Origin of the sequence: Herbinix luporum, assembly GCF_900070325.1 — a bacterium.
Taxonomy (GTDB): Bacteria; Bacillota; Clostridia; order Lachnospirales; family Lachnospiraceae; genus Mobilitalea; species Mobilitalea luporum.
This window is the reverse complement of record NZ_LN879430.1, coordinates 1035727-1056341: the sequence shown is the minus strand read 5'-3', so window position 1 is coordinate 1056341 and position 20615 is coordinate 1035727. Positions and strand designations below refer to the sequence as shown.

17 protein-coding genes and 1 other annotated feature are annotated in these 20615 nt (G+C 33.2%); of the genes, 6 read left to right on the top strand and 11 right to left on the bottom strand.

The window, feature by feature from the left end:
* Nucleotides 1-339: 339 nt before the first annotated feature.
* The 5 genes from SD1D_RS04850 to SD1D_RS04830 form a co-directional block, all read right to left on the bottom strand.
* Nucleotides 340-957, bottom strand: a complete 618-nt coding sequence (locus SD1D_RS04850) for a 50S ribosomal protein L25 (protein WP_058257884.1) — start codon at nucleotides 955-957, stop codon at nucleotides 340-342.
* 290 nt (nucleotides 958-1247) lie between these two features.
* Nucleotides 1248-2096, bottom strand: a complete 849-nt coding sequence (locus SD1D_RS04845) for a carbohydrate ABC transporter permease (RefSeq protein ID WP_058257883.1) — start codon at nucleotides 2094-2096, stop codon at nucleotides 1248-1250.
* Entirely contained in the window at nucleotides 2086-3072 is a 987-nt protein-coding gene (locus SD1D_RS04840; RefSeq protein ID WP_058257882.1) for a carbohydrate ABC transporter permease, read from the bottom strand. Before SD1D_RS04840 ends, SD1D_RS04845 begins: the two co-directional genes overlap by 11 nt.
* An 88-nt stretch (nucleotides 3073-3160) precedes the next feature.
* Nucleotides 3161-4609 (bottom strand): type 2 periplasmic-binding domain-containing protein, encoded by a 1449-nt coding sequence (locus SD1D_RS04835; RefSeq protein WP_058257881.1) that lies wholly within the window; start codon nucleotides 4607-4609, stop codon nucleotides 3161-3163.
* Between the two features lie 280 nt (nucleotides 4610-4889).
* On the bottom strand, nucleotides 4890-5912 hold the full coding sequence (locus SD1D_RS04830) for a methyl-accepting chemotaxis protein (protein ID WP_058257880.1): 1023 nt from the start codon (nucleotides 5910-5912) through the stop codon (nucleotides 4890-4892).
* Nucleotides 5913-6334: 422 nt separating this feature from the next.
* On the opposite strand from SD1D_RS04830, the gene SD1D_RS04825 reads away from it, so the two are divergent.
* Both SD1D_RS04825 and SD1D_RS04820 read left to right on the top strand, forming a co-directional pair.
* Nucleotides 6335-7315 (top strand): glycoside hydrolase family 43 protein, encoded by a 981-nt coding sequence (locus SD1D_RS04825; protein WP_058257879.1) that lies wholly within the window; start codon nucleotides 6335-6337, stop codon nucleotides 7313-7315.
* 258 nt (nucleotides 7316-7573) lie between these two features.
* A complete protein-coding gene (locus tag SD1D_RS04820; protein ID WP_058257878.1) occupies nucleotides 7574-8764 on the top strand; it encodes a coenzyme F420-0:L-glutamate ligase in 1191 nt (396 codons plus the stop codon).
* 57 nt (nucleotides 8765-8821) lie between these two features.
* Here the strand turns inward: SD1D_RS04820 and SD1D_RS04815 are convergent, their stop codons facing one another.
* Nucleotides 8822-10297: a GH25 family lysozyme gene (locus SD1D_RS04815; RefSeq protein ID WP_058257877.1), complete on the bottom strand. Its 1476-nt coding sequence runs from the start codon at nucleotides 10295-10297 to the stop codon at nucleotides 8822-8824.
* A gap of 119 nt (nucleotides 10298-10416) precedes the next feature.
* Nucleotides 10417-11235, bottom strand: coding sequence for an undecaprenyl-diphosphate phosphatase (locus SD1D_RS04810; protein ID WP_058257876.1), 819 nt, complete (start codon nucleotides 11233-11235; stop codon nucleotides 10417-10419).
* A 254-nt stretch (nucleotides 11236-11489) separates the two neighbouring features.
* Between SD1D_RS04810 and SD1D_RS04805 the strand changes: the two genes are divergently transcribed.
* The 3 genes from SD1D_RS04805 (at nucleotide 11490) to feoB (ending at nucleotide 15177) form a co-directional block, all read left to right on the top strand.
* Nucleotides 11490-12554, top strand: coding sequence for a P-loop domain-containing protein (locus SD1D_RS04805; protein ID WP_058257875.1), 1065 nt, complete (start codon nucleotides 11490-11492; stop codon nucleotides 12552-12554).
* 220 nt (nucleotides 12555-12774) lie between these two features.
* Nucleotides 12775-13002: a FeoA family protein gene (locus tag SD1D_RS04800; RefSeq protein ID WP_058257874.1), complete on the top strand. Its 228-nt coding sequence runs from the start codon at nucleotides 12775-12777 to the stop codon at nucleotides 13000-13002.
* Nucleotides 13003-13062: 60 nt separating this feature from the next.
* Nucleotides 13063-15177, top strand: coding sequence for a ferrous iron transport protein B (feoB, locus tag SD1D_RS04795; RefSeq protein WP_058257873.1), 2115 nt, complete (start codon nucleotides 13063-13065; stop codon nucleotides 15175-15177).
* A gap of 106 nt (nucleotides 15178-15283) precedes the next feature.
* Here the strand turns inward: feoB and mntR are convergent, their stop codons facing one another.
* Both mntR and SD1D_RS04785 read right to left on the bottom strand, forming a co-directional pair.
* A complete protein-coding gene (mntR, locus tag SD1D_RS04790) occupies nucleotides 15284-15754 on the bottom strand; it encodes a transcriptional regulator MntR (RefSeq protein ID WP_058257872.1) in 471 nt (156 codons plus the stop codon).
* A 156-nt stretch (nucleotides 15755-15910) separates the two neighbouring features.
* A complete protein-coding gene (locus SD1D_RS04785; protein WP_330398642.1) occupies nucleotides 15911-16312 on the bottom strand; it encodes a bacteriohemerythrin in 402 nt (133 codons plus the stop codon).
* A gap of 202 nt (nucleotides 16313-16514) precedes the next feature.
* Between SD1D_RS04785 and SD1D_RS04780 the strand changes: the two genes are divergently transcribed.
* Nucleotides 16515-17381 (top strand): hypothetical protein, encoded by an 867-nt coding sequence (locus SD1D_RS04780; protein WP_058257871.1) that lies wholly within the window; start codon nucleotides 16515-16517, stop codon nucleotides 17379-17381.
* Nucleotides 17382-17476: 95 nt separating this feature from the next.
* Here SD1D_RS04780 and SD1D_RS04775 read toward each other — a convergent pair whose 3' ends face one another.
* Both SD1D_RS04775 and yneA read right to left on the bottom strand, forming a co-directional pair.
* Nucleotides 17477-19483: a class I tRNA ligase family protein gene (locus SD1D_RS04775; protein ID WP_058257870.1), complete on the bottom strand. Its 2007-nt coding sequence runs from the start codon at nucleotides 19481-19483 to the stop codon at nucleotides 17477-17479.
* 73 nt (nucleotides 19484-19556) lie between these two features.
* Nucleotides 19557-19808 (bottom strand) — a binding site (T-box leader).
* Between the two features lie 114 nt (nucleotides 19809-19922).
* Nucleotides 19923-20297 (bottom strand): cell division suppressor protein YneA, encoded by a 375-nt coding sequence (gene yneA / locus SD1D_RS04770; protein WP_058257869.1) that lies wholly within the window; start codon nucleotides 20295-20297, stop codon nucleotides 19923-19925.
* Between the last annotated feature and the right edge of the window lie 318 nt (nucleotides 20298-20615).

Sequence of the window (20615 nt, the reverse complement as noted above, 5' to 3'; positions counted from 1 at the left end):
ATACCAAACACTTATTAAAAAAATAATTAAAGAGCTGGCAGGAATAATAAAAAGCCATTTGTGTTCTTCCTTATACAATAGAGCATAGGAGACACTGCTTATTATTAATATAAAAAAGCACACAAAATGACCAATCCAAAGTATTGGTTTATTAATTATAAGATTGGGGGATTTAGGTATATTATTTTGCTTTTCTATATATTTTCTAATCATTTCATATCCTTCGTATTCAAAAAATAATATGCTATTATTTATCTAATAATAGCATATTATTGTGTTAAAGTCCATAATTTTGATATATTTTACTTTAATATATTTTATTTGGATATCTAATGATTATTAGTCTTCGGTAGTTGCTGCAACTTCGTTTTGATCTTCTGTCTCTTCCTCTTCCACTTCAACCTTAGATTCAGTTATGGAGGCAACCAACAAAGTAGAATCTACTTCAGCAGTAATACCTTTTCCAAGTTCTAAATCACTTACAAATATATTATCTCCACTTTCTTTATTAGATACATCTACTTCGATAGCCTCAGGAATATTTTGAGGCAATCCAGATACTAAAATCGTATCCATTTGCCTATTTAAAATAAGACGTTTAGACTCTAATAAATCGCCACCTAGGAATTTTAAAGCCACATCAACTTTAATTTCTTCATCAAGAGAAATCTTCTGAAAATCCACATGATAATACTCATATTTTAAAGGAGATAGCTCTATAGACTTTACCATTACATCATAATTATTCTTATCTGAATCTTTCAATTTTACTATAGCATTTCTGCCATAATCCTTAAGTACCTTCCTAAAAGCATCCCTCTTAACAGCAATGGGTATTGAATCTAAACCTTTCTGATTAATTACACCAATAATATAACCATTATTAAGATATTTCTTATTCTCTGCTTTAGTAATATTTTTTCTTACTTCCACTTCTAAAGTAGCATATTCTGACATTGTTCTTCCTCCTTGTTTTGTCTAGTTATTTAATACTTATTTACAATTATGAAGTAACCGGCCAATTATAACTTAAATAAGCTATTATGTATATACAATTAGCATATCTATTAGGGATTAGTAAATAAGCATATATATTTATTCTATATAAATACACACAAATGTCAAGTGCAGATAGCTACTGTCGACAAATTATGAGCATAAACGAATATTGTAAACAAAAAGAGATGGTAATATCAGTTACCATCTCTTTTTGTTTGCAATATTTCAATAGTATAAATCTATTTTAATTATTCTTTGACACTTCCTAAAGCTACTCCGGCTATAATATACTTAGCTAATAAGAAATATACAACAAATAAGGGTAAAACAGTCAAAGTAAGTCCAAGATAAACTGATCCAAATTCTGTCTTATAAAAGTCTCCTTTTAACAAACTTACCATTATTGGCATTGTATATTTTTTAGAATCTGTTAATAAAATCATTGGCATAAATAGATTGTTCCAGCTAGCCACAAATGCGAAGATAGCTTGGGTAGCTATGGCAGGCTTCATAATAGGTATTATAATTCTATTAAAGATATGAAACTCTCCCGCCCCGTCAATTCTACCGGAATTTACAATATCCAGTGATAAGGTCCCTAATAGATATTGTCGCATAAAAAACACGGTTGAAGGTGCTGCAATCGCCGGAAGAATTAAAGGTAGAAAGTTATTAGTCCAGCCAATACGATACATAAATTGATAAAATCCTATACTGGTTATCTGTGCCGGAATCATCATTATAGCCATAATAAATGTAAAGAAAGCTTGCCTGAGTCTCCAACTATATGCCACTAGAGCATAAGCTGTCAGTGATGAAAAGTAAACTGTTAATGCTGTTACACTTGTAGATATAATTACTGAATTTATAAACCCTCTTAAGGGATTAAAACTTTTACCTATAAAAACTTTAAAATTGTTAATTAAATATTTAGACGGAAATAATGATAAGGCATTTGATTGTATCTGAGCAGTACTACGAGTTGAATTTACAATCATAATCCAAAACGGAAGTATGCTTAAAATTGCCAACAGTATACATACTATGTATATAAATATCTTATATATCCGTTGAGGTGTGGTCGTCTCACGTCTCATTATCCAGCCTCCTTGTTTCTTTTTCAGCTTTTCTAAGTTCTTTTTGCTGCATCTTTTCCAGTTTTCTAAGTTTAGAGGCTTCTTTATCACGTAGTATCATAAATAGTATTGCCGAACATACAGATATAATTAAAAACATTATGACACTGGCAGCCGCAGCACGATTATATAGATAACTTCCTGAAAATGCCTGGTTATATATAAATACATTAGTTGTAACCGTGGCGTTATCAGGACCACCGTTTAAGAAAAGCTTAGGGATATCAAACATATTTAATCCACCAATTAAGCTGGTAACCAAGGTAAATAGCATTATGGTTCTCAGATTTGGCAGCGTTACTCTGAAAAATATCTGTCTACTGTTGGCGCCGTCAATTTCTGCAGCTTCAAATAATTCAGGATTGATACCTAGCACTCCTGATATTAGTACAATCATTGTATATCCATACCACATCCAGAACTGTATAAATGCCACTGTTCCCCGGGCAATTTTCTTACTCATAAGAAAATAAGTTGGTTCGTCTATAAATCCTAGTTTTTGTAATAATGCATTAACGGGTCCAATGGGGTAAGCAAGCAATGAACTAAATAATATAGCAATAGTTGCAGCAGTTATAATGTTTGGCATATAGAACAATACTTTAAATATACCTTGCCCTTTAATTTTACGACGATGACTTGTAAACCAAGCAGTAAGAAGAAGTGCCAATAAAATCTGTGGTATAAAGTTTGCAATCCAGATAACAACTGTATTGCTTAATGATCTTTTAAATGAAGGATTTTTCAGTATCAATATAAAATTCTCAAATATATTATCCAAGAAATTAAATTCAGTTTTACCTAACCCCTTAAAATCAGTAAAACCGATTACTAAAGTAAAAATAGTTGGATAAAATGAAAAAATCAAGTATGCAATTACAAATGGTATACAGAATATATACCCATATTTAGCGTAACTAACCCCTTTACGCCTCATTAATTTCACCTCCGGTATAATTAGGCTTGCTTTTGTATAATTTTAGGGCGGTCGAAAGGCTTCGCCGCCCCAAAAAATTCAATATAGACTACTCAACAATAAGATCTGTGTTATCCCTTACATCTTGTTTAAAGTCTTCTATAGCCTGTTCTTTAGACTTATTACCGGCTGTGTATTCACGTACCTGTTCACGCCAAACCTTGTTTATAGTTTCATCATACTGTGTTAAGTTCTTACCATTTGCAAATTCACCGGCAGGTACAAATACCTCAAACATATTCTGTCCGCCTAAGAAATCAAGTTCACCGTCAGATCTTTTCATTACAGTACCGGAAGCAACAGTATCTTTTGCTGAATTTTCACTAAATGTTCCGTTTGCCCACATATGCTGTAATCCATTCTCTGAGGAATCAAGTGTAATCCACTCAATTACTTTACCAAGGGTCTTAGGTATCTTGGTGTCTTTATTAGCAAGTATCCATGAACCGCCCCAGAAGAATCCTATAGGAGGCTCACATACTGCCCAATCACCATATGTACCTTCGCCGACCTTAGTTCCTCCACAGTTATCATGTAAAGTGTAGTTAATAAGCCAAGCAGGGCCAAAGAAACCGAATACCTCTTTTTCACCTACACCCTTCATATCAGCAAACCAAGCGTCCTGCCAGTCTACAGTATCATTATGGTAGTTATTATCTTTAAGTTTCTTGGATAAGTCAAAGAATTCTTCACGTTTAGGATCGATTGTAAGTTTGCCGTCAACTACCCAACCCTGATCAGAGCTGTTCTCAACAGCGTGCCATAAATCACCGTCACCGGAGATTATAGCATAACCTTTTTGCTTTAATTCCTCAGCTGCCTCAAAGAACTTATCCCAACCAGGACCAATCTTACCTTTGATTACTTCAGGATCATCTGTACCCCATACATCTTTTGCTATGGAGCGACGATAAATAAAGGCTCCACCGGTTGATTGGTAAGCAAGGGCAACTACTTGACTGTCTGTATTAGTTCCAATATCAACTGTATAAGGTGCAATCTCAGCTTCCTTTAATAGATTGTCAACATCTATACCAAGTTCTTTATAAGGTTTTGCGTATTGAGAAGCATCTCCTTGAGTATACTTGATAACAAATGCAGCTTCCGCTACATATAAATCCGGTGCATCGGAACCGCCATTTGCAAGGGCTTGATCAAGTGCAGGTTGATAAAGACCATCTGTTGTAGCTATAATAGTTTCTTTAATTTCATAAGGGAATTCATCCGGATACAGTTCCTTAAACTTTTTAATCATATTAGGAACTTCGTCTGTAAAGGCATAAATATTAAATGTCTTAACACTTGGATCATCTTCAACTGTTGCAGTTTCATTGTTGTCCCCTTGATTGTCATTGTTGTCCTCTTGATCAGTATTCTGCCCGGTATTACTTCCGGGATCTGTTGCAGAACCATCTTTTGTGTTGCGCTTTCCGCATCCTGTTAATGCCAATGACATTATCATCAGGCATGCAAGAAATAAAGCAATAATACGTTTCATATTATACCCTCCTCTTGTTTTTTGTATTCAAAAAATACAAGTGTATTATAACAGTTAATTGATGCACAAGCTTCTCAAATATTGCTATTTTAAGCTCATATATTGCTATTTTTGTTCAATCTTGCTAGCTTCTTAATAAATATATATGTAATTATTGATGGATATAACCATAATTAATAGAAATTTTTTTGATAAAATTTAATAAATCCTTTTGTATACTTTAATTAGTTTCAAACAACTTTTTAAATACAAGAGCCTTCAACAAGATATGAAATAATGTTTACTGGTTTTTTATTTTAAATATTTTAATAGCCTCTACAAGCTTCTTAGCATCATTTTCAAGAATATTTGCCGACTTACTTAGTTGTTCAACCGCTTCCATCTGAAGAATTGCTGTTGCATTCATTTCTTCTGAAGAAGCAGCGGTTTGTTGTGTAACAGCTGAAATATTCTGAATAGAAGTTAGAGCACCTTCTTTAACTGTTTCTATAGTTTTTAATCGTTCTATAATGTCTTTAAAGTTATCTGCTAGGCTATTAACATGAAGATTAATTTTCTTGAACACATTAATAGTCCTTGTTAATGCTTCTGTTTGTGATGATACAATTTCTTCTGCTTTACCGGCTGTAGAAACAGCTTCCTTATTTTGCTCGGTAATATCCTTAACTGTATTTTGAATTTGATTGGCAGCTTCCATACTTTGATCAGCTAATTTTCTTATTTCCTCAGCCACTACTGCAAAACCTCTTCCTGCCTCTCCCGCTCTGGCTGCTTCTATAGAGGCATTTAATGACAATAGGTTGGTTTGGGAAGCAATTTCATTAATTATATTTACAAAACCTTCTATTTTCTTTGATTGAACTTCAAATTCCTGTATCTTTCTAATAACATCCTGAGTAACTTCCGACGTAGCCTTTGATTTTTCATTTAATTCTTCTATTATTTGTATTCCGTTATTGGTAACTTCCTGTGTATAGTCAGCAATTTTTTCATTTTCATTAGTATTTTCATAGAGCTGATTAATATGCTCTGACAGACCAGACATCTGCATAGCACAATTTTGTGCATCTTCAGCTTGATGAACCATTCCGCTACCCATATCATCAATAGTCTCAGTAATTCCCTTTGTTGCTGTCAGCAGTTCACCGGATGTTGTAGATAAATGCTTTACTGAATTACTTACAGTCCCAGTTACTGCTTGCACCTGTCCAATTAGATTGCTCATATGTTGCATCATATCGGAAATTCCCTTGGCCAATTCCTTAAATTCATCCCTTCTTTTTGTATCAAATTTTACTGTCAAATCCCCCTTGGCCGTTTGAGCAATTTTTGAACTTTATGTTATATATTACAGACTATTATCTATGCCTTTTGTGTATTTAGGAGATTGTGTGGGGATTAATGCAATATTTTAATACTAAAGTCACAATATTTTCAAAGAATTATTCCGAATAGAAACAATATGTTTATCTTTTCCTACCTTTATTCTGACATGTTATCAGATAAATATGTAATATGTTTCTTGTTGCAGTAGATTTTAACAAAAAACCTTAGGCATTTTATATCTTTAAATATATTTATTTTACTTTCTTTATATTTTTATTTCATATTTATCAAAAGTGCTCAAATTTCATATGATATATAGTCAATATTTTAACTTGATTGATTATTTATCCTTGCTATAATTAAGGTATCAAAATATTACTTAGATGAGGAGATATATTGATGAATAAGAAGACAAAGCAAAATGAACCACTGGTAACTCATATTTATACTGCTGACCCATCTGCCCACGTATTCGAAGATAAGATCTATATCTATCCATCCCATGATTTAGAACATGATGGAGTATCTGACGATGACGGCACTCAATATCGTATGGAAGATTATCATGTATTCTCCATGGATGATATAGATGCTCCTGTAGTAGACCACGGACAAGTCTTACATATGAATGATGTTCCTTGGGTTAGTACACAGATGTGGGCTCCCGACGCTGCATACAAAAACGGTACTTATTATTTCTACTTTCCTGCCAAGGATAAGGATGGTATCTTCCGTATAGGTGTAGCAACCAGTAAAAGCCCTGCCGGTCCCTTTACTCCGGAACCAAATTATATACCGGGAAGTTTTAGTATAGATCCCGCTGTCTTTATTGATGATGACGGTAAGGCATATATGTATTTTGGAGGACTTTGGGGTGGACAGTTAGAAAAATGGCAGACCGGAACTTTCAATCCTGAGGCAGGACCTCAGAAACCTGATGAAGTTGCCCTAGGTCCTATAGTAGCTACTATGAGTGACGATATGTTAACCTTTGCCGATACACCTCAGGAAATCAAAATTCTTGATGAGAATGGCACCCCCCTTCTTGCAGGTGATGAGGACAGACGTTTCTTTGAAGCTGCATGGGTGCATAAATATAATGGAACCTACTACTTCTCTTATTCAACCGGTTCCACCCACTATATTTGTTATGCAACCTCAGACAATCCAAAAGGACCTTTTGTATACAGAGGCCGAATTTTAGAGCCTGTTATTGGTTGGACAACCCATCATTCAATTGTTGAGTTTAAGGGCAAATGGTATTTATTCTATCATGATGCTTCTCTTTCCGGTGGCATCGACCACAGACGTTCTATTAAATTTACAGAGATTAAATATAATGAGGACGGAACTATACAGACTATCCATCCTTACGCTTAATTTATATTAATTAATATTTACATAGCAATTTTAATGTACTGATATTCTCCTTAGCTTATTTATAATGAGAATATCAGTACTTTTTTCTCCATAATCCTATGTTCTCCCATAAGTACAGCTTATCGTATGTATAAATACTATTAGTTTTACTAAAGATAAAAAGAATGATATACTACTTATGTATTCAGATTAGTGGGACATTAATTAAATTTATTCTTGAAATTTTGTATTAATATAAATAAAAGGGAGCGAATTTTTATGGAAAGATTAATCGGAACAGTATCAAGAGGAGTCCGTGCCCCAATTATAAGTCAGGGTGATGATATTGTAGAAATTGTAGTAAACAGTGTTCTTGAGGCTGCTAAGCAAGAAAATTTTCAGATAGCTGATAGAGATATTATTGGTATCACTGAAGCTGTCGTAGCCCGTGCCCAAGGAAATTATGCCACAGTGGATCATATCGCCAAAGATATTAAAAATAAATTTGCTAATAATGAAATCGGTTTAGTATTTCCAATCTTAAGCAGGAATAGATTTGCCACTTGTCTTAAAGGTATTGCAAAAGGTGCAAAAAAAATATATCTATTACTTAGCTATCCTGCCGATGAGGTTGGAAATCATCTGGTTGATCTAGATGCCTTGGACGAAAAAGGAATCAATCCATGGACTGATGTATTAACAGAGGAAAAATTCCGTCAGCTTTTTGGATATATTAAACATCCTTTCACAGGGGTTGATTATATTGAATATTATAAAAAAATAATACAAGATGAAGGCTGCCAGGCGGAAATAATTCTGGCTAATGACTGCCGTGCTATTTTAAATTATACTAAGCATGTTCTTTGTTGTGATATTCATTCCAGAAATCGCAGCAAAAGGTTATTAAATTCTGCCGGTGCAAAGACTGTATATAGCCTTGATCAAATACTTGCTTCTTCCATTGATGGCAGTGGCTATAATGAAAATTATGGCTTGTTAGGAAGTAATAAAGCAACTGAAGATTCGGTAAAACTTTTTCCCCGTGATTGTCAGATTATTGTAGATAGTATAAGCAAAAGGATGTATGAGCTTACCAAAAAAAATGTAGAGGTTATGGTTTATGGTGATGGAGCCTTTAAGGACCCTATAGGTAAGATTTGGGAGTTGGCCGATCCTGTAGTATCCCCTGCTTATACAAAAGGTTTAGAAGGCCAGCCTAATGAAATCAAGCTAAAATATCTTGCAGATAATAATTTCTCCCATCTCCATGGAGATGAGTTAAAAAAAGCTATCTCTGAATATATACGTAATAAAGGTGATAACTTAGTGGGAAGCATGGAATCTCAGGGTACTACTCCCAGAAGGTTAACTGACCTAATCGGTTCCTTATGCGACCTTACATCCGGAAGTGGAGATAAAGGAACACCTATTGTTTTAATACAGGGCTATTTTGATAATTACACAAAATAAAAACTTAAGGAACATAAAGCTTTTTGTAAGTCTTTATGTTCCTTCTTATATTTCTTTTTACTCTTCTTCTACAAGCACTAGATAATTTGATACAGCATATAAGGTCTTGCCATCATATTCAACCCTAGACCAACCATTACTGCCTATACCGGTCCTGATTGCCGTATCACCTTTCTTTAAAGATGTTACAATGGTATCGTCACTGTCCGTACTGGGAACCAGTCTTAAGTTGGTTTTTATCTTAGCTGTTACTTTTTCTTCTACCTCAGTAAAAGTTATTCCTGCTTCAGGATTTTCTAATGTAGGTTTAGAATTCTCCTGATAATTTAAATCTGTAGTCAAGTAGCTAGAAATTGCGTATAAAATTTCTCCCTTGTATTCTAGCTTAGACCAGCCGTTATCTCCTATTCCAATCCTTTTAGCCGTATCTCCATATTTAAGCACAGAAATAACTTCACTGTCATCGATATTAGGTTGGTTCCTAAGATTGGTTACATCTTTTGCTGTTACCTTTTCATTAACTTCTTCAAAATAAAATAAGGCTGCCGGATCAGCTTCGACTTCTTCTATAGGAGTATCTATTTTAGCTTCTGCTTCTTTTTTATAGCCAAAGTATGCAAAATTTAAATCCACAGGATTCTCTATACCAGCTACACTTCCTTTACTGGTATACTGCCACATATCATGGGATCCTAAATAGGAAGATTTCATATCTGCAGTAACATGATAATCGGGATAGTGAGCCACCCATATTTTATATTTTTCGGTCAAAATATCTGTATCCCATTCCATACTACCTTCAAGTTCACTTCTAGCTGCATAAAACATAGGTGTGTAGCCTTTTTCTTCAATATAATCAAGAAAAGCAACCGCAAGCTTACTTCTCTTTTCCTTATTCATACCATACTGCCTGCTGCTTGGATCATTAAAACCTTCACAGTTATATGCTACCGGATAGGTAATCTTATAGGGGGCAATAAAATTTACTACCCATTCTGCCTCTTCTATTGCCTCTTTTTCCGAAACAGCAGTTGAAAAGAAATATGCTCCTAATTTAATACCATGCTTTTGTGCTTGTTGTAGATTATATTTAGCATATGGATCCTCAGTAATTTTACCGTCTGCCTGAGCCCTATAGCCTACCCTTATTATGGCAAAGTCCACATCAGAAGCAGCTACTTTTTCCCAATCAATTATACCCTGCCACTTTGCCACATCAATACCAAATGTTATATCATCTGTTTCATTAGGGTCTTTTACTTTCACTTGATCATTTTCTTTTCTAGTATCATCAATTATTTCAGTAGATATATCATCCTCATTTTCATAATTAGGCAAAGAATTTTCCCCTAAGTCATAGTTTTCTGTTTCTAGACCTTCATCAGTTTCATTGTTTACAAGATCCATATCGGATTTATTCCAAGAACTTATTCCATTCTTTAGTATTTTAACTGCATAAAACAAAATAATAAGTAAGATGATAATAGCAAAAAACATAAATATACCGTATAACACATGTTTTTTCTTAGCCATTTCCCACCTCTTTCAATTAAAAAAGCAATAAATATATTTCTGTTATAAAATTATAAAAATTATACTAAATCTTATAATTTTATACAAGGTCAAAATATATCCATTGCTTCTTCATCTTATTATGCAATTACCATAAAATATCCCAGTACTAATATACCAAGAACTATTCGATACCAACCAAAGGATTTAAAATCATTTTTCTTAATATAGCTTATAAGAAATTTTATAGCTATAATTGATACTATAAAAGCCACAGCCATACCGGTTATTAATATGGCAATTTCCTTACCTGTAAAGTCAAAACCAAATTTTATAAGTTTTAATGCACTGGCTCCAAACATAACCGGTATAGATAAGAAAAATGAGTATTCAGCAGCAACAAATCGAGAAGTTCCAAGAATTATTGCCCCTAAAATAGTTACTCCCGAACGGGAGGTTCCGGGAATTAAGGACAGAACCTGAAAGATACCGATTAAAAGGGCTGTTTTATAAGACAGTTCATTAAAGCTTTCAATCTCGGCTCCCTTATCTTTGTTCTTATTTTCAATTAGAATAAATAATACTCCATAAAAAATCAACATTATAGCTACAGTTATGTAATTATAAAAATGCTGATCAAACCAATCATCAAAAAGAACTCCCATAATACCAGCCGGCATTACTCCTATTATTACCTTATACCAAATACTCATGGTATCTTTTTTTTCTTCCTTGCTTTTCTTTGGAGAAAAAGGATTTAATTTATGAAAATAGAGAATCACCACAGCCAGAATTGCTCCAAGCTGTATAACTACTTGAAACATTTCCATAAATTCTTCTGATACATTTAAAGGTATAAATTCATTAACCAGTATCATATGTCCGGTACTGCTAATAGGAAGCCATTCCGTAATACCTTCAACAATGCCTAGGATAATTGCTTTTAGAATATCTAACATAATGCCCCTCCACGCCTTTATAAAATTTATGCTAATAATTCTGTATGAGCATATCATTCTTTTTAGCAAAATGCAAGAAAATCCTTATTAAAAATATTATAATACTTATGTAATAATATATTACTTATATTCAAAGAATATAGTAATTACATAAAATATTAAATATATTAAATATTTAAATAATAAATGTTAGAATGTAAAAATTTGATACACCAAGTATATTTTTGATACTATAATAATTATGAGGTGATACTATGTCAGCTAAAAAAAATATTCGCTTTTTATTGGGAAGTAATACAAAACAGGGATTTGTTTCCTTATTTGATCAACTTAGAGATCCTAGGTATGGTAAAAGATTATATATAATAAAAGGGGGACCCGGTAGCGGAAAAAGCTCCCTAATGAAGCGAGTTATAAAAACTCTTCTTGATAAAAATCATGAGTTGGAATATATCCACTGCGCCAGTGATCCCAAGTCTTTGGACGCATTTATAGACCATGATGCCAAAGTAGCCATGGTGGACGGAACCGCTCCTCATATAATGGATCCAAGATATCCGGGAGCTTATGATCTTATTATTAATATGGCTGATTGTTGGGAGGATTCCAAACTTATAAAAAGCAAAATGGATATTATCTCTTTAAGTGATACTATTAGCTCCTGTCATAATACAGCCACCTCATATATTCAAGGGGCAGCTACTTTACTTGATAATAACTTAAAAATAGCCTCAGGCTATATAAAACAAAGTACTATTAATGATATTACTAACAAAATACTAAAAGAACTAGAAGGATCTAATTTAGGTAAAGAAAAAAAGCGTCTTCTTAGTGCTGTTTCCGTAGGTGAAACCGTATTTTTTGGTGAAACTATATCTGAACTTGCCAAAACCGTATATGTAATTAATGATATATGGGGAGCTGCTTCCGGCCTTTTACTATCCAACATATATCAAACTGCTGCAGCTAAGGGATTTGAACAGATAGTATGTTACTGTTCTATAAGGACACCAAAAAAGATAGACCATATCATCTTTCCCTCCGCAGCCATAGCCATAACCACAGCAAATGACTTCCATAAGTTTCAGGGTAGTAAGCAGGATATTTTGATTGAAGATTTAATGGACACTATTTCTAAATCCGATCAAGAACAGATGACCTTAAATCTTAAAAATGCTAAAGAATTAATAGACACCGGCACAAAACATATAAAGAAGGCGAAACTTCTTCATGATGATTTAGAAGCTTATTATATCGAAGCTATGGATTTTTCAAAAGTTGACCATATATATGATAAAATTATAAAAGAAATCGTTTAATAATTATAGTAAAAATTATATTATTTTATATAGTAATCTTATAAGAACATGCCATATTGGTAAATTCCAAAAGGATTTTGGTTTTTGCCTTATGGCACGTTTTTTTATTACTTCTATGAACCAGATTAGTAATTAATCATATTATATATTAGCTTAGGCTAAAACTTTTATTTTAAGTTAAATAGTAAAGTTAAATATAATAAATTTTCGGGAGGTTATAATGGAAAAACTTCATAAAGCTTCTGTAGGAAGCATTGTTACTGTTAAGGATCTAGTTTCAACCGGTATCTTAAGAGAACGAATGTTAGCTCTTGGAATAACAAGAGGGGCAAAAATAGAAGTAATAAGACGGGGTCCATCCGGTGATCCTACTATTTTTAATATACGTGGCGCTATGATTGCCCTTAGAAACGAAGAAGCAGCTTTAGTTACCGTAGAGCAAAATTAATACTGCACAGAAGAATTCTAATTTATTTAAATAAACTTTGTTATAGTTTTGGAGGTTTTAATGGGTTTATCATATCAATCTACAAAAAATTCTGCTTTAAAGGATATATTTCATATTGATAAAAAAGAAGGACAATTTGTTATTGCCTTAGCAGGTAATCCCAATACAGGCAAAAGCACTGTATTTAACTGTCTTACGGGATTAAAACAGCATACAGGAAACTGGCCGGGTAAAACCGTTGTCAATGCCAAAGGTGAGTTTAGCCATTTAGATAAAGATTTTATCTTAGTTGATCTTCCGGGGACATATTCCCTCTTCTCTTCTTCTATTGAAGAAGAAGTGGCTAGGGATTTCATATGTTTTGGAAATGCCGATGCAGTAATAGTTGTAACAGATGCAACCTGCCTTGAGCGGAATCTAAATCTGGTATATCAGATTATGGAATTAACCGATAAGGTTATATTATGTATAAATCTAATAGATGAAGCCAAAAAGAAAAAAATAAATATTGATGTCACTGGGCTAAAAGAGGAACTGGGTATTCCTATTGTTACATGTGCGGCCAGAAGTGGTGTAGGAATTGATTATTTAAAATCTACTATATACCAGCTTGTTACAGGTAAAATAAAAGCAAATCCAAATCTTGTTTATTACGATAATGAATTAGAAGAAATTGTAACATCCATTGAGCCCATAACCGAAAAAATTTCAGGAACAATAACCCCTAGATGGCTGGCACTTAGGATGATTGATGGGGATGAAAGACTTATTCACTCCTTATATGATTTTATAGCTGATGAAGAAACATTACAAATCCAGTCTATTCTTGATAATGCAAATATTGAGAATAAGCAAGATATTCGAGATACTATAAGTACAAAAATCTATAATAAAGCTTATGAAATAACTAAAAATCACGTCAAAATTGATCCAAAACGGATAAACCGTGACAGGATTATTGATAGCTATATTACTTCTAAAATATTCGGTATTCCATTAATGCTTTTAACCTTGGCTCTTGTTTTTTGGATTACCATATCAGGGGCAAATTATCCTTCTGCAATACTTTCAAATTTCTTCTTTTTTCTTGAGGATAAATTGACTCTATTATTTAATTATTTTAATGCACCTAAATGGCTTTCTGCTTTCTTTGTACTGGGGATATATAGAACTTTGGCATGGGTTATATCTGTTATGTTGCCGCCTATGGCAATCTTTTTCCCTCTATTTACTATCTTAGAAGATTTAGGCTACCTTCCGAGAGTTGCCTTTAATATGGACCATTTATTTAAAAAGGCACGGGCTCACGGAAAGCAGTGTTTAACCATGTGTATGGGTTTTGGATGTAATGCCGCAGGGATTATTGCCTGTAGAATTATTGAATCCCCCAGAGAAAGGCTTATTGCTACTTTAACTAATAATTTTGTTCCTTGCAACGGAAGATTTCCAACCCTTATAGCCTTATCTACTGTATTTTTACTTTCAAGAAGCGGATTTGCTTATGGACTTTTACCTGTACTAACTGTTACAGGGCTGGTAGTATTTTCAATAATTGTAACCCTATTGGTTTCCTATCTCCTGTCAAAAACTATACTCAAAGGCATCCCCTCCACCTTTACCTTGGAATTGCCTCCTTATAGGATTCCAAGAATTGGCCGTGTACTATATACTTCCATTATAGATCGTACTATATTCGTTCTTGCAAGAGCTGTTATGGTAGCTATACCGGCGGGGGCTATTACCTGGATTTTAGGAAATATTTATATTGGAGACTTAAGCTTAATAGGCCATGGAGCACAGTTTTTTAATCCTCTTGCTAAATTAATCGGACTGGATGGATATATACTGATGGCTTTCATACTTGGGCTTCCTGCCAATGAAATTGTACTTCCCATCCTCTTAATGTCCTATCTGTCCACAGGGTCCATGATAGATTTTGACAGTTTAGATTCCCTTAGGACTATTTTGCTGGAAAATGGCTGGACTTATCTTACTGCCTTAAATACTATGTTATTCTGCCTCTTTCATTGGCCCTGTGCCACAACCTTACTGACCATAAAAAAAGAGACCGGAAGTACTAAATGGACTGTACTTGCAGCTCTTATTCCAACATTAGTTGCAATTATAATATGCTCTATAACCACTATAATATTTAGATTATTGGGATGGGGTTAATTGAATTTGCTTAAATTTACAATATAACACGGACTATGGTTTAAATTATATATTTATATAAATCATAGTCCGTCTTCTATGTCTTATAGTCATGTAATTAATTAAATTATTTTTTCTTTTGATTCCGATATTTGTTTAGTTTTTCCAATAACTCAGGATTATCATTGAAAAAATCCACCAAGTCTTTAATTCCTGTAAGAATTTCATCATTTATGGTATGTTCCATTTTTTCCGTCTCTGCCAATATACCTTCAGTAATATTTAGTAGCTTTAAAAAATCCTCAATTAGATTATGTCTATAAAGAAGCGCTTTTCCCAGTTTTAGACCTTTATCCTCTAACATGATTACACCATACTTTTCATACTTAATAAGATTAATCTCAGAAAGTTTTTGAATCATTTTAGTAACAGAGGGAGGTTGCACATTTAAAGCCATAGCAAGGTCATTTACTCTGGTAAAACCTTGATTTTTTGAAAGTCTATAAATCATTTCCATATAATCCTCGGCAGAGGGTGATAAGATTTCCTGATCTTTTCGCATATATTCACTGAAGGTATAAAACTCCTGGTCTGACATACTATTCTTCCTTAAGTATTCCTTATTTAATTATATGTAAGCCAGACCAAATAATTATGGTTATTTGCCCCTTATTCTTTATTTGATTTGTTTATAAAAATAACCGCCTTAGAGATAATTACATTATACCTCAAAAGCGGTCTTTATTTTTATTATTTACTCAGCTTCAGCTATTAATTTATCCTGCTTATAGATATGTTCTACTAACCAACTTGTTAAAAATTCTAACAAGTCCAATAAAGATTCTCTTTGCTGTTCATCAACAATTTCAGAATCATACTGGTTAATCTTTTCAATAAAATCATCATGGGACACTTTCTGAGACAAAAACCTTTTATATTTTATGCTTGTCATATAGGTTTCTTCATGGTCAAAATGATATTTGGCATAATCTTTTAACTCATCAATAACTTCCATAATGTAGTCATACTTATCAGGTATAAATTCATTAGTTAGCAATTCATATGCTTGATTAGCAATGTCGAATAGTTTTTTGTGTTCTTGATCAATAAAATCAATCCCGGTGTAATATTCCGGTTTCATCTCATACATAGCCATGACATTCTCCTTTATACTAGAATTTTTCTTCTTCCATACTTATTTTATCATATATTGCAAATATTACAATATTAAGAAGAATAATCGTATTTAATTAATATTAATTTAAAACTAATATGGTTGATATTTTTTCCATTTAGTTGTATTATATAAAATTAAGATTGACCTTTATTAGCTTAATTAAGAAAGAGTAGGTAGCATTATGAAAAAGACTATATATGTATTAAATATTTTCCTAATTATTTTTTTATTTACAGCCTGTGGTAAAAACACAAGCTCAATTACCCTAGGCAATCTCTCCTTTAAATATGATACTAAAGTATGGAAAATGCTTGAAAAATCCGATGAAAGTACTTCTATTGAGTTAAGAGATAGTAATGACAATATAATCAATATATATACCAGTACAGAAAGTACATATCAGCATCCGATGACAATGATTAGTTTTATTGAGGATATCCTGTCTTCTAGTGAAGATTTTCAGGTCTTTCAAGAACCTAATGAAATAACAGTAAATGGCAATAAGTGGTATGAATATGGATATATATATACAGTCGGATCTACTACCTATAAAGTTTATCAAAGGTATTATGGAAAATATTATACTGCAGCTTCTGTATCTTATACCTCCATAATTGATAATTTTTATGCCGGATATGATGAAGCTATTAAGCTAATGTCTCAAATTAAAGTTAACGAAGAAGTTAATAATGAAAATGAAAAAAAGGCTAAAGAATTCCTTGTGGGAGAATGGGATCTTAACAAGGAAGGTTATTTGATATTTTCTGAAGACGGTACCTATGAATGGTATAGTGACAAGAGCAAGAATAAAAATAATATGCATTACGGAACTTACGGCTGCGATGTGGAAAATCCCAGTTTAAGTCTTAATGAGGGGGATGGCATCTATCTTGTGTTATTTCCTGAAGCCTTAATTATTAATGGTAAATCTGATTCTTCTATTCAGTTTAAAAATGACTTTATTATTTCTTTTAAAGAAGAAGAAAATAATGGTTATTCCATGGTAAATATTGCTACCTATAGCCTTTATACAATGTATAAGCAATAATTTAAATTACTATAATGAATGTCGGTTATGATATTTTGCATATAATATTAACGGACCTCCCTAAAGTGGAAGGTCCGTTTTTTATGGCCTATTGATTATCTCAGCTGGCTCTCATGTTTTTTAAAGAAATCTACCCTAGGTTCAAGGAATTTAAGCTTATGTTCATTTAGATTAGAAATAAAATAATCCAAGGGCTCAAATATTGTTTCCCAATCCCACATTCTCTCATCCACACCTAAGTACTCTCTCACCATTTCTGCACCGGTGGGGGCAATTGGATGAACCAAGGTAGCTATAACTCGCACTGCATAAAAAGAGTCTATTAAAACCTGTCTTCTTAGAGCATCGTCATCGTTATTTTCCGCAGTTCTTATATTATTTACATAATATTTATTACTGCTACGAATATAGCTATCTAACAAGTCGCATATACGATGGAACTCATGGTTATACATGTGTCTTTCGTATTTTAAGATTACTTTTCTAGCTTCATCTAAAATATTTTGACTGATTGTTCCCTCCGGTATATGTGAATCATAATACTTCTGCGCCGTATAGAAACAAGAACGGATTAACCTATTGTATACATTAGTTAAAAGATTTCCTTCCTTTAATACAGGGTCTATCCCATCCTGTTTTTGGGTTTGGTAAACCGCAGGCTGAAAACTTACACTCTTATTATCTAGGCCAAAGCTTAGAAAATGCATTCTAAGTTGTTCATTGGTATAGTATTGTAATAATTCATCAGCCATGGGAGGTTTAATATCTGAGCTACTGCTAGCTTTCTTGTCCATAAAAAGCACATGGTTATTGGCTATTAGGTGGGGAAGAATTAAATCTCCATCCTTTGGTATAAAATCCGGTGCTTCTTTCTGCAGAGCCATAAAGATTGCCATTTCGGCAATTCCGTAAAAGTAAATATTATCTTCACCTATAAACTGATATACATTGGCCTCTTTAGAACACCACCAATCCTTCCAATCCTTTGAGGAAGCCGAACCGGTCTCTAGATATGTTCTCGTAAAGGATATGGGAGCCCATAAAGATTCAGGCCATACCCAGAAGGTCAAACCTTCTAGTCCTTCCTTAACCGGTGCCTTTACTCCCCATTCGATATTACCTGTCAGTCTAAATGGCACCAAGGTCTTTCCGGTACGGAAGTTGACTCCATGATTTGCAATAATCTTTGTTGCCTCTTCCCTATCCCTTAAGGTCTTAAATACCAAGGTAACTGAAGGTTTCTTCTCTTCTTCTATATATTCATGGTCTGGTAATTTATCAATAATTTCTTTAAGCTTAGGCAGCTGATTTTTCTTTATATGAATCATAGGTTCCCTTAGGAACTCTTCCATGGTATTAAGCAGATATTTTCTGGAATTAGTATTCTTTCTAAGATATTCCACCCTGTCTGACAGTAGTTTTTGGAACTCCTCCAGCTTAAAATACCAGTTAGTTACATCTATAACTTCCGGAGTTTTTCCGGACAAGGTACTTTTAGGATTAATAAGCTCACTTGGCATATACTGATGTCCTAAAGAACATTCATCAGCATAACCTCTTTCTGATTTACAACCCTCAATAGGACATTCTCCTACCACTTGACGACCGTTTAACAATACCTTATGTTCCGGGTCAAAAAACTGAGGAGTTGACAGCTTTTCTAGATAACCTTTCTCATAAAGTAATTCAAATACTTCTTCGGATACCTTGTTATGAATTTCCCCGCTTCTTCCAAAAGCAGATGTAGCATATAAGTTTAAAGCAATTTCATAATCATCCAAGGTTTTCTTCTGTTTTAGATGGTTTTCGGTAACATATTCTTCGATTGTACCTTTATAACCTTCTTGCTCACAAATCTTCCTATAATTTTCAACTATGGGAGAACCATAACAGTCGGTACCGGATACGAATATTACATTATCCTTACCAATCCTATCTCTTAAAAATCTGGCAAATACATCGGCATGGATAAATACACCGCCAATATGTCCAAAATGAAGCCCTTTATTTCCATAAGGCATTCCTGCTGTTACAACTGCCCTTTTTGGAAACTTTGGTCTTTCAGGCTCCGGTCTTTTTCTGATTATATTTTCCTCTTTCATAAGCTCCTCCTTTATTGTAATTTACCGACACCACTTTTACATATAAAAAAACCTACGATAATCCAAAGATTACCGTAGGGACGAATACTTCGTGGTGCCACCCTATTTTTTTGATATGTTACCATATCAAACTTATTAGGTACAGATTATACCTTAGTCCTGTAACGTGGACAAACGTCATAGCATCACCGGATTAGTAAATCATCTAATCCGGATCCGTATGCGGCTCCGAGGCTTGCTTCATCTTAACTTCCCCATTCCTTCTCAGCAAACGGAACTCTCTGTAGGTTGCCATTAAGACTACTCTTCTCTTCACAGCCTTTATAATATTTATACCTTATTCTGTATCCTATGATATTCTTCCCAAAAAGTCAAGTAATAATTAAAAAAATGTATTCTTTGGCTAAATATAAGAGGTTTTAGCATAATATAAAGTCTATTAATTACTAGATAAATCTACATAATAAGGAACAATAATATAATTACCGGCATGGATTTTATCAGATGTAAGTCCATTACAAATCATAATATCTTCAATATAATCGTTGATATCTTTATACTCCTCTGTCATATATCTAGAAGCTATAGTCCATAAGCTATCTCCCTTTTGAATCTGAACACTGGCTACCTGCTTAACCCTATGCCTTTCATTCTTTGCTGTAGCAGTCTTGCCGGTAAATATAGCTGTTAGAAGAATGATAATAATTAATACTGACAGTCCGATCCATTTTATACTCTTCTTCATTCTTCTATCAGTTATATTTCTTATAGGCTCATGATTTGAATTAAAATTACTGATTAAAGATTTATTCATAATATATACCTCCCGGTTATAAACTATAAATTTATTCTTGATTTTTACCAATTATAATATGAGCCAAGGTCATCTGATGTCTTAGAAAGTAAAATTTTATAAAAACTTAATCCGAACAAATGTTTTAAATTGATTATATCGAACAAACATTTGCTTGTCAATAGTTTTTTCGAACATATATTCCTTTTTACAAACGTTTTTTCGTTTTTCAGAACATAAGTTTTGCATTTTACTGCCAAGTATGTTATACTAAGCATAATATTTAACAAATATAATATTTGATGAGATTATGGAATAAATAAAGGTATTAAAATATAT

Coding starts and splice junctions, on each gene's coding strand:
- SD1D_RS04850 (WP_058257884.1), bottom strand. CDS start 957: ATGTCAGAATATGCTACTTTAGAAGTGGAAGTAAGAAAAAATATTACT.
- SD1D_RS04845 (WP_058257883.1), bottom strand. CDS start 2,096: ATGAGACGTGAGACGACCACACCTCAACGGATATATAAGATATTTATA.
- SD1D_RS04840 (WP_058257882.1), bottom strand. CDS start 3,072: ATGAGGCGTAAAGGGGTTAGTTACGCTAAATATGGGTATATATTCTGT.
- SD1D_RS04835 (WP_058257881.1), bottom strand. CDS start 4,609: ATGAAACGTATTATTGCTTTATTTCTTGCATGCCTGATGATAATGTCA.
- SD1D_RS04825 (WP_058257879.1), top strand. CDS start 6,335: ATGAATAAGAAGACAAAGCAAAATGAACCACTGGTAACTCATATTTAT.
- SD1D_RS04820 (WP_058257878.1), top strand. CDS start 7,574: ATGGAAAGATTAATCGGAACAGTATCAAGAGGAGTCCGTGCCCCAATT.
- SD1D_RS04815 (WP_058257877.1), bottom strand. CDS start 10,297: ATGGCTAAGAAAAAACATGTGTTATACGGTATATTTATGTTTTTTGCT.
- SD1D_RS04810 (WP_058257876.1), bottom strand. CDS start 11,235: ATGTTAGATATTCTAAAAGCAATTATCCTAGGCATTGTTGAAGGTATT.
- SD1D_RS04805 (WP_058257875.1), top strand. CDS start 11,490: ATGTCAGCTAAAAAAAATATTCGCTTTTTATTGGGAAGTAATACAAAA.
- SD1D_RS04800 (WP_058257874.1), top strand. CDS start 12,775: ATGGAAAAACTTCATAAAGCTTCTGTAGGAAGCATTGTTACTGTTAAG.
- feoB (WP_058257873.1), top strand. CDS start 13,063: ATGGGTTTATCATATCAATCTACAAAAAATTCTGCTTTAAAGGATATA.
- mntR (WP_058257872.1), bottom strand. CDS start 15,754: ATGTCAGACCAGGAGTTTTATACCTTCAGTGAATATATGCGAAAAGAT.
- SD1D_RS04785 (WP_330398642.1), bottom strand. CDS start 16,312: ATGGCTATGTATGAGATGAAACCGGAATATTACACCGGGATTGATTTT.
- SD1D_RS04780 (WP_058257871.1), top strand. CDS start 16,515: ATGAAAAAGACTATATATGTATTAAATATTTTCCTAATTATTTTTTTA.
- SD1D_RS04775 (WP_058257870.1), bottom strand. CDS start 19,483: ATGAAAGAGGAAAATATAATCAGAAAAAGACCGGAGCCTGAAAGACCA.
- yneA (WP_058257869.1), bottom strand. CDS start 20,297: ATGAATAAATCTTTAATCAGTAATTTTAATTCAAATCATGAGCCTATA.